Consider the following 12,090-nt stretch of genomic DNA (forward strand, 5'->3'; position numbering starts at 1 on the left):
CTTTTGTCGTCGACGTTCACGACACCTCGTCCTCGATCAAACCGTAGGGGGACTGACCTACTCGGCGTGAGTAGCGCACTACCACGTTACTGTCGACCGATGTGGGTGGCGCATTGTCGACGACGATGATCTGTGCGCCTTGACCTTGGCCTGCAAGCCATTCATGGAGGTGTCTGTAGAAGTCTGCGACAGCGACGCGGTCGGCGAACTCCGCGTCGCGGTCTCCTCCTTGGCCGAGGTTCTTCTGGGGGCTGTCGATCAGGAGGAATCCTGGGTGGGCGCTGCCGCGCTCCCAGGCAATCTCGAAGATGGCAAGAATCCAGGCAAGTGAGATCAGGGTGCGCCCGCCCGAGGATGCCTCGATATAGCTGGAACCGCGCATCTGTGGAACAAGGCTCTTATCGATGGACGCATCCGCGATCTTGGGGTATCGCCAGCCCGTGAGGATGGCGGCGTAGCGATTGCTGACCTCGCGGATGACCGCGTCGCGGTCTGGCTGTGCGCTGGCTTCGGTCAGTTCGCTGCGTAGCGCTTTGAGGGACGCGTCCACGCGGGTCACCGTGGCGCCACGGCGGTCGAGACTGTCGAGCATCTTGATGGCAGTGCGGGCTCGTTCCAGCTCGGTTGCCGCGATGCGCTGTCGGCCCATCACGTCGTCGCGTTGAGTCAAGAAGGGGCTGATGGCCTCGTTGGTAGCAGAGTCGACGGCGTGAGCGAGGTCGGCCTCCTCCGCGTCGGCCTCCTTCGAGGCCGCCCGTAGGCGGGCTATCTCGGCGTCGAGTTCCTCGACGTACCGGGTGATTTCCGCGAGCCGGGCCTTGGTCGCTCTCAGCTCGGACGAGACGTCGAACGTCGCATCGGTGGCTGGACCATCCGATTCCGCGGCGGGGGCGCTGCCGTTTCGGGTGCTTACCGGCTCGGGATGCACCCTCTCCGAATCCGTGACATCAGAGTTACAGAGAGTGCAGTGACCCTCGGCGAGGTGGGGGGCTTCCCGAAGGGTCGTCAGGCACGCTGGGCAGACCTTGACCTGGAGAGGATCGAACAGCCTGCGTGCCTCGGCCAGCATCGTGAGCTTGGTGATGTCGTCGGCGTACTGGGCGCGCAATGGGATGAATCTGCGGAGCTGGGTTTCCCGGTCCCGGAGCAGCGCGGCGGCCTGCTGGGCGCGACGGGCGGCATCACGGTGCCGGTTACGCAACTCAGCGGCGAAGGTCGATGTCGCGCGGATCTGGTTGTTCAGGTCTGCCAGCGCTCGGTCGGCCTCAGCGGATGTTCGTTCGGCTTGGTCGCGTGCGAGTTCAACCTGGATGCGGTTTCCGAGATTCTGCTCGTCCAGGAACTCCTGCGTCGCACGGTACTCGGCGCGGGCGCGAGCGAGCCTCCCTTCCAGTTCCTTGATCCGCCGGCCAAGATCGACGGCTCTGTCGTCCTGGATACCGAACACGACGTCGACGACCTGGCCCAGCTTGAGCCGCTTCATCCGCGCGCTCTCGAACAGAAGGTTCTTGTCGTCGAGACGCTCGTTGGGCATGTAGCACAGCCACAGCAGGTCGCGAATGCTCAACGGGTCGGTGCCCGACTCCGCTTGTGTCGGGGCCTCCTTGAGCTCCACCCCCTCCAGACCGCAGTAGGACAGCAGCAGGCTGGACAGGCTCGCCGGGTCACCGGGCGGCTTGATCAGGCGTCTCTCCAGCGGCGGCGGTTCGGTCTCCCCGAGACCACCCGGACGGATGTACGCCACGGTCGAGGGTTCACCCACGGCCCGTTCGATCACATGCTGCTGTCCGCCGAGTTCGACTTCGAGTAACGCGATCCGCACCTTGCGGAGGATCTCGGGGTGCCGAGGATGCTTCGCAGCGCCAAGGCAGTAGGCAATGAACTCCAGCACGGAGGACTTGCCGGTGCTAAACGCTCCGGCGATGACAGACAGCGAGCGTGGCCGCTCGTCCTGACTGTCCCGGAAGTCGACCTCGTAGTCTCGATCCACGCCTTTCAGGCGAAGACGGAGAATGCGGATGCCCCGCCGGGGCGCCTCCTGCGCTTCCGTGGCCGGTGTAACGGCCTCAGGTTCCGCCGGTCGCTCCTGCGAAGAGTCGACGGGCGGTTTGTCCGCACGGCTCATACGGACTGCCCGTCAGGTGGCGTGGGTACTGGTGGCGTGTCGAGCCAGGGGTCGCCGGCCTGGTCCGCTTTGAGGAGGTCGATGGCGTCGAGGAGATCGAGTGCCTCGGGTCGAGGACTTCCATGTCCCACTGTGGTCCAGGCGTGGACCTGCTCGCGAAGTTTCTGGTCGGACAGGCGCCGGAGACGGCGGACGACGATCTCCGCCGAGAGGCGGTAGGACCGTGCGTAGACCGCCGTGAACCTGCTTGCGAGCTCCACGCCGGCGGGAGTGACCGCGTACAGGACGCTTCTGTCGACGGTGGGCGCAGCGAGTCCGTAGGCGACCAGAAGCGCCAGGTCGTGTCGGAGGCGTTCTCGTCGGGTGGTGAAGCGATGCGCGGGACTCGCATAGCTCAGTGCTCGGCCGTCAAAGCCTGCCATCAGCAGACGCTTGCGGTCTGGGTCGATCTCGTCGGTGAGAACCAGCAGCGGGTTGGCGACCAAGAAGTCATAGCAGCCCAGGCGTTCGAGGGAAAGCCCGGGATGCTCCAGGCGATCGAGGGCCGCGAGGAGGAGGAGGAGCTGCGCCAAGCGGAAGATGACGTCGTCCTCCGGCACGACGACAGGCGCCGAATCGCCGTCTTCGCGAACGAGGGGAGGTCGGGCGATCATGCTGTGCGCGCCTCGGCTGCCGGGTCGGAGGCAGCGCTCTCGGCGTCTGAACCCTGGGCTGCTTCAGCCTGGACGTCCTCCACGGCTACCTGACGCCAGTTCCGTACCCAGCCTGCCCGGCGGTTGTCGACCACGCGGTGCATCAGTCCGCAGGTGTGCACGGGAGAAGCGGGCAGGTTCGTACTCAGGTTTGGGTGTTGGGCGCGCACCTCCCGCATGACTGTCAGGTGCAAGCCGGGGAGGCGTGGCCCCTCGTGGGCTTCACACGCCTCGTTGAAGTGCTCCTCCCACACGCCGTGGACGACGGCATCGGCTGCCGCGAGAGCCGCGACCTCGGTAGGCACGCCCTTGTCGACGATCTCGCGTGCCATCAGCTCGGCGTTGAAGAACTGGTGCTTGGAGGCGGTGACCTCCACCTGCCCCGCTGCGCGCAGCTGGCGGACGAACAGGGCCGTCTCCAGCCTCGCTGCGTCTCCATCGTCAAGATCGACGAGTGCGGCTTCCGATCGGGTGGACCGCGGACCGTAGTAAGCGCGGCGCACGGAGTCCGCGTCGGGAGTGTTCAGCAGTCCGCGCAGCTCGGTCTCGTCCCACAGCTCGATCAAGATGCCGGTCTCGCGGGTCTTCCTCCGCTTCCACCCGTCCCACCACTTGGTCGTCGGGCCGTCCATGCTCCTGGGAATACAGAGCACCCACTGCTCCACGGTGAAGCCCTGCTCAGCGGAGTTCTTGACGACGGACGCGAAGGAGTCGCGGATATCCCCTTTCTGATTATCGCCGATTCCGTCGATGAAGTACTTTGCCTGCCAGATGCTCGTCGAGCCACTGAGGTCGCCGATGAAGACGTCGATCCCCCAGTCGCCAGGGTTCGCGTCGACCGACCTGACCGCCACTCCCGGCAGAACCGCTCTGACGAGTTGGCCGATCATCAGCTCGAAGTCGTGACGGGCGCCGGCGGAGTTGGCACGGACCCGGTGCGTCTCGAAGTTGATGGGGGCCTCACCAGCCGACACCCCGGCTACTGGCAGCGCGACCACCGGGATGGTGTCCTGTAGCACCGGCCGCCGCCTCCATCCACCCTTCGATGAACCCTGTGCCCCACGGTGTCGCGCGGCTTCCGCGCACCCCCAGGCGGGACGTACGTGAGCGTACCGGCATGGCGTTGCCGTCACGACCATGTTCCATTGCTCGCGACTCGTCCTGTCACCTTGGACGACTGAGATCGTTGACCGACGGTGTCAGGGACAGGGACCTCAGCCTGTCGCCCCGCCCGCGGGCACGGGGCCGTGGGGACCGTTGTGCCCGATCGGAAGGTGGCAGTAGAGGTTGTCGCCGGCGTCGGTCGCCGGCAGGCAGGCCGGGCAGAACTCGGCGGCTTCGACGGACACGGGGCCGGCCGGGATGGTCCAGGTTGCCCAGTGCCCCGTCTCGCCCGCGAACTGGACGAGGGCCAGATGGTCACCGGTGTGGCCGGTGAGGAGCATGCAGACATGGGGATTGACGACCACGTAGGCGCCGTCCTCCAGAGCGCTGAGCCGTCTCAGGGTCGCGGCGGGAAGCCAGGCCAGTGCGGGACACCGCTGCCCGTCGGCGGCAGTCTCGGGTGACACGGTGTCTACTCAGCCCGTGGTGACGTGGGGGCAGACCCCGCGTTGTTGGTAGCCGCCAGGAACGGCGGTGGCGACGGCGGCCCAGAACGGCTGGGAGGACCGGGCGTGGCCGCCGAGGGTGTGCCAGGACAGACCGGGATGGTCGGCCCGTAGGGCGGCGAGGCCGGCGCTGGCCAGCCCGCACCGCTGGTATTTCTCCATGGTGTAGGGCTGTTCGACCCAGCCGAGTCTGCAATGGCGGCAGATCTGATAGTCGACGGCGAACGCCTGCTGGCCGTGCAGGTTCGCTGCCCGCTCGCGCCAGCCACCCCGCTCGCCCGAGAGGGTGTCCTGCCAGGGCGCGTCGATCCGGAGGACGCGGGGCCAGCCGGTGCGCCGTCCGAACCGTCCGCGGCTGAGCCACCGGAGGGTGTCGCGCCAGGGGTCTCGCCCGGATACGCGGCCGACCTTGTGGGCTTGGGTGGCGAGGTGCCGGGCGGCCTCGTGGTCGTCGGTCACACCCCCATCGGATCACGGTCCGAGACCGGACGTACAAGAATCCGTCAAGATCGATAGTGGTCTGGCGGGATCGGTAGTCCACGGTCGCATATCGCCGGCTCCACCGTGAATCCTGCGTTGGTGGCGACGGTCTCGGCCCGATGACGACGGTCGCAGGGGTGCAACGCCCCGCTCTGACGGTGGAGACGCTTCTGCCACCGGCCTGACGGCGACTCGTCCCTTGTCTGGCTGCGGTGAAGATCGAATGATGTGATCCCATGGTCTGCTCATGACCGCACCCGAGGGTCAGACCGCTGGGGCCCTTGGTGGGCATGCCGTGCTTCGGGGAGGGGCGCGCCGAAGGCTGCGGCCTCTCGCGACGGTGTCCGGTACGGCAGCAGTGCGGCGCTGGCCGTGCAGGCGAGTCCTGCGATGAGCAGCGTGGTCCTGACGCCGGTGAGCGCGGCGAGTCCGCCGCCGGCGACGATGAACAGCGGCTGCACGGTCTTGGCGCTGATCCCCCAGGCAGTCCGTACCCGGGCCATGTAGGCGTCGGCGGTGACGTCCATCCGGTAGGTCGCGAACACCGGGTTGAACACCCCTGCGCAGGTCAGCAGGGCCGTGTCCGCCAGCATGATGATCACTAGTCCGGTCAGGCCGTGGGGTGCGAGCGGGTACAGCAGCAGCCAGGGAGCGCGCGCCACACCGGCGACGAGCAGGACACGGCGCTGCCCGAACCTGCGTGCCAGAACGGGCGCGAGCCTTGAGCCGGCGATCCCGCCGAGACACGGCAGGCCCAGCGACAGCCCGTAGGCCGCCGCGGACAGGTCGAGATCGTCGAGGATGAGGACCGCGAGCAGCGGAAAGGTCATGACGACCGGGCCGCCGAACAGCATCGCGTTGAAGAACAGTGGCCGCAATCCGGGGTGGGCGAAGATGTAGCGCCAACCCGGTCGGATGCCGGAGTCGGCGGAGCGCTCAGGCGGCGACGGTTCGCTCGCGCGGATGCGCCGCACGCCCAGGGCGGAGCCGAGGTAGGACGCGGCGTCGAGGGCCATCGTCACGGTGGCCCCGATGCCGCCGATGAGCAGCCCGCCCACCGGGGGACCCGCCGTACTCGCCATCCAGTCGGCGGTCTCGAACCAGCTGTTCGCCGCCAGGCGTCCCGCCGGGTCCGTCATTGCTTTCAGGTGCGCCCCGCTAGCGGCGGCAAACGCGATCGACGCGACCGTGGAGATCGCCCCGACCGCGACCAGCTGCGGGTAGGTAAGGAGATGCAGCGCGGCAGCGGCGGGCACGCTGGCGAGCGCGGCGAACCGCACCAGATCCGCCGCGATCATCACGGGGCGTTTGCGTCGATGCTCAATGCCAGCGCCCAGTGGCAGCAGAACCGCCGCGGCAGTGAGCCCGGCCAGGCCGGACAGCATCGACACCTCGAACGCGGAGGCGTGTAGGACGACGACGGCGACGATCGGCAGTGCCCCGGACCCGACGCCGCTGCCCGCCGCACTCACGGCGTACGCGAGGAGCAGGTTGCGGCGATCTCGGTCCCGCACCGGCGCACGGTACCACCCATGATCCTCCGGCAGCCTGAACCGCCGTGCAGTGCAACACGCAGAATTCGATGCGGATCACGCGGCCCGCCCAGATGATCGCCTGGCGTCGGCTGGGCGGGCGACGGCACCAGCGGTCACGCAGCAGAAGAGGGCAGCGAGCCAGGCAGCTGATCAGCCAGCTACACGAACACGCGGGCCTGATTCGGGTCGTCGTCGCTGGTCAGGGCTGTCCGGGGACGTGAACGGAATGTTCGCCATCCGGGGGATGTATAGCGCGTTGCGATCAGGCATGGTGATAGCGACCAACCGGCGATCACGATCTGTAGTAGGGATGTTGCCCGTGGATGTGGTTCAGTAGGATAAGGCGGCGGGTGTCCTCGACGAGGAGCAAGCGGACGTGCTGCGTGCTCGGCTGGTCGACGGCCTGCTCTCGGGTGGATGGATACGGACAGCAGAGACGGAGGCGGCGTTCCGGGCGGTGCCGCGGCATCTGTTCACACCCGAAGCGTCGCTGGAGGCGGCGTACGCCGACGATGTCGTGCGGACGAAGTTCGACGCCGACGGCGTAGCGATCAGTTCGGTGTCCGCGCCCTGGTTGCAGGCGACGATGATCGAGCAGGCACGTCTGGCGCCCGGGATGCGCTGCCTGGAACTGGGCTCGGGTGGATACAACGCGGCGCTTCTCGCCGAGCTCGTCGGCCCGACGGGCGAGGTGACCACGGTCGACATCGACCCGGAGATCACCGACCGGGCCGCGCGCTTCCTCGCGACGGCGGGCTATGACCAGGTCCGGGTCCTGACCCGCGACGGCTGGCACGGCGCGGCCGAACACGCCCCGTTCGACGCCATCGTCGTCACGGCGCAGGCCGTCGACATCGCACCAGCCTGGGTTGACCAGTTGGTCGACGGTGGCCGGCTGGTCATCCCGCTTCGGCTGCGCGGTCTCAGCCGCGGGGTCGCCTTCGAACGTCACGGCGGCCGGCTCATCAGCCGCGAGACGCAGATGTGCGGCTTCGTCCGCATGCAGGGCGCCGGCGCGAACCCGATGCGACGCCTCGCACTGCGCGACGACGAGATCGCCCTGCGGTTCGACGGCAACTACCCTCCGAAGCCCGAGCTGTTCGACGGCATCCTCGACACCCCTCGCGTCGATGTCTGGACCGGGGTGCACATCCCGCCCATGACCCCGTTCGACACGCTCAAGCTCTGGCTCGCGACCGTGTTCGACGGCTACTGCCAGCTCGACGTCGCGAAGGACGCGGCGACCGAGTCCCTCGCGCCCGCCGGACGCCCACCCGGCGACGCCGTCGTCCACGATGCCAACGTCGCCTACCTGACCTGCCCGAAGATCGCCGAATCGTTGTACGAGTTCCGCGTCCACGCCTTCGGCCCCAACGCCACCACCCTCGCCGAGGACCTCGCCGACCAGGTCCGCATCTGGGAACGCGACCACCGCACCGGCCCCGACCCCCGCATCACCGCCCACCCCCTCGGGACCCCGGACCACGACCTGCCACCAGGCCGGACCCTCGACCGAGCCCACACCCGCATCACCATCACCTGGCCCCATCCAACCGACCCGGACGCCACCTACCACGGCTCCCGGCCAGCGCCGAGCTAGATCTCGCGGGACGTGGGACCCCAGCCGGGGACACGCCGCCCTGTCGGTGCTGGCAGCCTCGCCCGGATGCCGCTGGACACGCGAGAGCGCACCCTTCGACCCTCACCCCCTCGAACACTCCTGAACTGTTGAGCTCAGCCGGGAGGCGTAGAGGCTAGGACCCGACCAAAGGCGTCCTCCCAAATGGGGAGCACCTTCGTGTAGTCACTGGTGGCAGCAAGCTCTCTTGCCGCCTGTCCCATACGTAGCAGCCGAGTCGGGTCCGATCTCAACGCGGTGATTCTCTCGACGAAGGTCTGGGCCACGACGGCGTCTGCTGGGTCTCCCGCGATCAGGCTGCCGGTGACGCCGTCGATGACCCGGTCCGGCAATGCGCCGGCCGACGAACAGACAATCACGGCGCCGGCGGCAGCGGCCTCCATTGCCGCGATGCAGCAAGTCTCCGGGTACGTCGTGGGATACAGGTAGAACTGCGCAGTCAGCTGGAGCCTAATGAGGTCGGGTTTGGCTAAGCGGCCCAGGTAGTGCACGCCGTCGGATGCCATCGCCTTTGCCTGCTCGTACAGTGCGCCAGCACGGCGCAGGTCCTCCTCGACTGTTATGCCTCGCAGTAGGTGGCTCGATGCGATGAACAGCTCGGCGTCCGGATGCACATCGTGGATCGCTGGCCACATGTCCAGCAGCGACTCCAGGCCACGTCTCGGGTTCGCAGCGTGCAGAAACCGGCCCGCCGTCTTGGGTGGCTGTTCGGCGTAGTCCGACGTGTCAAGACCGTCTGCGGTGACAACCCATTCGGCGTCCGCCGGGTAACCAAAGTCGTTAATATAGAGGTTGCGTTGAAAATCAGAGAAGGCGATGAGGAGATTGATGTCGCCGGCGGCGACTTGGCCAAGAAGGCTGCCGTTGGGCGTCTTCAGCCCTAGCTTCACTGCTCGTACCGGAGCATTAAACCGGCCAGGTTCTATTCCTTTGGTCCGCACCCAGAATATGATGACGTCCCGATATTCTTCCTCGGTCAGCTCCGCGAGAGGCAACCACTGCACTCCGAAATCGTCTACGCGCGGACAGTCGGCATATACCCGCACCTCATGCCGTCGGACGGCGAGGCCACGAGCAGACAAGACCATACCTGTCTCATTCCCACCTAGACCCTTCATGGTTAGGTCTGACGGCTGTACGGAGAAGTATCCCGGATGCACGATGTCGATCTTCATGAGGCTCCCGACTGGAACATCGACGGCGAACACAGGAAGCTTTCTTTCACCGCCGACAGAAATTTGATGGAGGTTTATCGCGTCCCAATAGCGTCAGTCACCACAGCTCCCGGCCGGCGCCGAGCTGGATCTCGCTCGACGCGGGAGCGCGGCCGGGGCATGCCCATCCTGCCCGTGCTGACGGCCTCGCTCGACAACCGACCGGCTGCTCTCGGGCCCTGTCGGAGCCGGCCCGTAATACCAGTTCCAGCGGCGAGTCCGGCAAGCGCCCGGCCTCTAGCTCCAGCGTGAGCGTCGGCGAGTACCGGAGACTGTCGCCACCGGTCCGCTTCTACGCGTGGTCTCCTTCGCCGGGTTCTTGGTGGTGGAGCGCCTTGGCCCAGTCTTCGGCGTCGAGAGCGGTTGCGGCGCGGATCAGCATCCAGGCGAGAGCCTGAGCTTCTCCAGAAGTGACGTATTCGTAGCCGCTGCGGGTAGGGACGCGGTCACCGAAGTCGACGCTGACGACCGCTGGGTAGACGGTGGACGCCGTCACATACTGCTCGACCCGCACACGCAGCGGACCGCTCACCGCGGACCGCAGCCCAGGTAGCTCCGGGAGGTCGATCTGCGCGATCTCGCCGATGTGGTGATCGCCAGGGCCGTTTGGCTCGGGACGGAGATGGCCGGCGGGCAGCTGGCACCAGACGGGGCAGGTGTCGCTGGCGGTCATCGGATGGCCCGCCGACGCTTCAGGATGTCGCGGCCACCGGCGGAGGACGTCGGGGTGGGAGGGGTGTGCCAGACGAGACGGAGGTTCCGTCCGGCGACGGCGAAGATCTTCACGGCGTCGTCCGCGTGGGAGCAGACCGTGGAGAACGTCCCGCCGCGCGCGACGACGACAGCGTGGTCGCTGAACTGGAGTCCCCAGCCGAACACGCTGTCCTCCAACATGCCGACGTCCTGTTCGACGAGCGCGAACACGCGAGGCGCATGTCCGGCGACGAACGTCTCCAGCACGCCGGGGGTGTCCTGGATGGCGCCCAGCCAGGCCAGATCAGCCCGGAGACGATCGTCGGGCTGGGTACGGGGCTCAACGGTCATGTGGCCCGTTTCCTTTCCGGATAGTGCTGGGAAGACGGCGCGCTCGTGCGACCACGTCGACCTTCGGTAACGGTTCCTACGCGGGCCGAGACCGGGGCTGGTCGGGGTTCCGCCGGCTCCGTGGGAGAGCAGCGGGGTGCCGCCGTGGCAGGGGCGCCGGTCCATGTCTGCGGGTGCCGGTGGTCCTTCCTGGCGGGTGAGGTGGAACCGTCACACCATCGCCTGGACGGAGGCCGGACGTCATTCCCTCGCTGACGAACAATCTGTTCGGGGTGCGCTGCCCGTCTGACCTGCGCGGATGTGCGGGAGGCGGACTCTCGCTTCGGCGGTGACTGCCCATTCCCAGGGCCCACGCGGTGCCTGGGCCCCTGTTCGTCACCGTCGTCGGCCAGAGTGTCGGTAGCGATGAAGACCGCCGGGGTCGACGTGTCACAACAGCCTGTGGGAGGCCGCCCCTGCCGATTGATCTGGCTCGGTCCGCCACGTTCTAGTGTCCCGTGATCCTGTTTGCTTACCGGCTGCGGTTTCGGTTGTTGTCGACGAGTTTGCGGATGCTGGTCTGGGTGAGGCGGACCTTGGCGAGGATCTCGTCGGCGGTGGCGGTCCAGGTGAACGGCTGGGCGGTGGCGTTCCAGTGGGTGATGTAGTCGCGGATCTGGCGGGTCAGGGCGTGGACCGAGGGGAAGGTGCCGCGGCGGATCGCCTGACGGGTGATGATCCCGAACCAGGTCTCGATCTGGTTGATCCAGGACGAACCGACGGGGGTGAAGTGGAAGCGGACGTGCGGGTTCTCCTCCAGCCAGGCCTGTACGTCGGGAGTCGTGTGGGTGGACAGGTTGTCCAGGATGACGTGGATCTCCCGGCCCCCGTGCGGGGCGACCGCGTCCTTCAGGAAGGCGAGGAACGTGGCGCCGTTACGGGTGGGATGGCAGGAGGCGAAGACTTCCCCGGTGCCGGCGTTGAGGGCGGCGAACAGGTTCGTGGTGCCGTGACGGACGTAGTCGTGGGTGCGTTTCTCGGTGCGTCCGAAACTGATCGGGAGCAGCGGTTGGGTGCGGTCCAGGGCTTGGACCTGGGTTTTTTCGTCGACGCAGAGCACGACCGCGCCGCCGGGTGGGTGCAGGTAGAGCCCGACGATGTCGGCGACCCTGACAGCGAAGTCCGGATCCCGAGACAGCTTGAACGTGCCGGACCGGTGGGGACGCAGCCCCTCTTCCCGCCACACCTTCGCCACGTAGTGCCAGGACACCGGTGTCGGTCCGGTGCGGCCGATGTAGCGGGCCATCTCCCTGCTCGACCAGTGCGACAGTCCGGTCTCCGCTGGTGGTGTGGTGCGGGTCAACGCGACGATCCGGGCCCGTACCGCGGCGGGGACCTGTTCCCGCGGGGCGCCTCGCGGCCGGTCGACCAGACCGGCCACCCCGTTCTGCTCGTACCGGCGCAGCCACAGATCCACCGTGGGTCGCGACACCCCCGCCAGCTGGGCGATCCGCGCCTTCGGCGTGTTCTCCGCGTGCCACAGCACGATCCGTGCCCGTGTGCCCACGTTCGCGGGAACATCCCGACCGTTGATCAGCACGGACAGTTCCGTGTGCTCCGCTTCTCCCAGCTCCACAAGATCACTCTATCCGGCAACCCGCCAACGTAAAGGAAACAGAATCACAAGACACTAGACCGCTCCTGGCACGAGCGGCCTGGCGGACTCCCGCAGCGGTTCGGTTGGCGTGGCGTGATCGCCGGGCGGGACAGAC

Annotated in this window: 11 protein-coding genes; 1 reads left to right on the forward strand and 10 read right to left on the reverse strand. The window is 67.4% G+C overall.

The window, feature by feature from the left end:
* Positions 1 to 16: 16 nt before the first annotated feature.
* The 6 genes from ACG83_RS29960 to ACG83_RS29985 all read right to left on the reverse strand — a co-directional run bounded on the left by ACG83_RS29960 (position 17) and on the right by ACG83_RS29985 (position 6,421).
* Positions 17 to 2,125 (reverse strand): hypothetical protein, encoded by a 2,109-nt coding sequence (locus ACG83_RS29960; RefSeq protein ID WP_200931400.1) that lies wholly within the window; start codon positions 2,123 to 2,125, stop codon positions 17 to 19.
* Entirely contained in the window at positions 2,122 to 2,778 is a 657-nt protein-coding gene (locus tag ACG83_RS29965; protein ID WP_054569565.1) for an ABC-three component system middle component 2, read from the reverse strand. The genes ACG83_RS29960 and ACG83_RS29965 overlap by 4 nt, the downstream gene beginning before the upstream one ends.
* Positions 2,775 to 3,836, reverse strand: coding sequence for a hypothetical protein (locus tag ACG83_RS29970; RefSeq protein WP_054569566.1), 1,062 nt, complete (start codon positions 3,834 to 3,836; stop codon positions 2,775 to 2,777). Before ACG83_RS29970 ends, ACG83_RS29965 begins: the two co-directional genes overlap by 4 nt.
* A 195-nt stretch (positions 3,837 to 4,031) precedes the next feature.
* Positions 4,032 to 4,388, reverse strand: a complete 357-nt coding sequence (locus tag ACG83_RS29975; protein ID WP_054569567.1) for a hypothetical protein — start codon at positions 4,386 to 4,388, stop codon at positions 4,032 to 4,034.
* A 9-nt stretch (positions 4,389 to 4,397) separates the two neighbouring features.
* Entirely contained in the window at positions 4,398 to 4,886 is a 489-nt protein-coding gene (locus ACG83_RS43050; protein WP_083473676.1) for a hypothetical protein, read from the reverse strand.
* Positions 4,887 to 5,152: 266 nt separating this feature from the next.
* The gene (locus ACG83_RS29985; protein WP_063793237.1) at positions 5,153 to 6,421 is read right to left on the reverse strand and encodes an MFS transporter; all 1,269 of its coding nucleotides are present in this window, start codon (positions 6,419 to 6,421) and stop codon (positions 5,153 to 5,155) included.
* 397 nt (positions 6,422 to 6,818) lie between these two features.
* Between ACG83_RS29985 and fxlM the strand changes: the two genes are divergently transcribed.
* Positions 6,819 to 8,042, forward strand: a complete 1,224-nt coding sequence (gene fxlM, locus ACG83_RS29990) for a methyltransferase, FxLD system (RefSeq protein WP_054569569.1) — start codon at positions 6,819 to 6,821, stop codon at positions 8,040 to 8,042.
* Positions 8,043 to 8,176: 134 nt separating this feature from the next.
* Here the strand turns inward: fxlM and ACG83_RS29995 are convergent, their stop codons facing one another.
* From ACG83_RS29995 to ACG83_RS30010, 4 genes are all read right to left on the reverse strand, one after another.
* Positions 8,177 to 9,289, reverse strand: coding sequence for a glycosyltransferase (locus ACG83_RS29995; RefSeq protein WP_200931401.1), 1,113 nt, complete (start codon positions 9,287 to 9,289; stop codon positions 8,177 to 8,179).
* 298 nt (positions 9,290 to 9,587) lie between these two features.
* Complete coding sequence (locus tag ACG83_RS30000) at positions 9,588 to 9,968, reverse strand: hypothetical protein (RefSeq protein WP_054569570.1); 381 nt, start codon at positions 9,966 to 9,968, stop codon at positions 9,588 to 9,590.
* Positions 9,965 to 10,339 carry a hypothetical protein gene (locus tag ACG83_RS30005; RefSeq protein WP_054569571.1) on the reverse strand — a complete coding sequence of 125 codons (375 nt, stop codon included), beginning with the start codon at positions 10,337 to 10,339 and terminating at the stop codon, positions 9,965 to 9,967. Before ACG83_RS30005 ends, ACG83_RS30000 begins: the two co-directional genes overlap by 4 nt.
* Before the next feature lie 511 nt (positions 10,340 to 10,850).
* Complete coding sequence (locus ACG83_RS30010; RefSeq protein WP_054569572.1) at positions 10,851 to 11,954, reverse strand: IS630 family transposase; 1,104 nt, start codon at positions 11,952 to 11,954, stop codon at positions 10,851 to 10,853.
* Positions 11,955 to 12,090 lie beyond the last annotated feature (136 nt).

Origin of the sequence: Frankia sp. R43 (assembly GCF_001306465.1) — a bacterium.
Classification (GTDB): Bacteria; Actinomycetota; Actinomycetes; order Frankiales; family Frankiaceae; genus Parafrankia; species Parafrankia irregularis.

Bases quoted from the DNA above. Each gene is read 5' to 3' on its own strand.
- ACG83_RS29960 (WP_200931400.1), bottom strand. From the start codon at position 2,125: ATGAGCCGTGCGGACAAACCGCCCGTCGACTCTTCGCAGGAGCGACCG.
- ACG83_RS29965 (WP_054569565.1), bottom strand. From the start codon at position 2,778: ATGATCGCCCGACCTCCCCTCGTTCGCGAAGACGGCGATTCGGCGCCT.
- ACG83_RS30000 (WP_054569570.1), bottom strand. From the start codon at position 9,968: ATGACCGCCAGCGACACCTGCCCCGTCTGGTGCCAGCTGCCCGCCGGC.
- ACG83_RS30005 (WP_054569571.1), bottom strand. From the start codon at position 10,339: ATGACCGTTGAGCCCCGTACCCAGCCCGACGATCGTCTCCGGGCTGAT.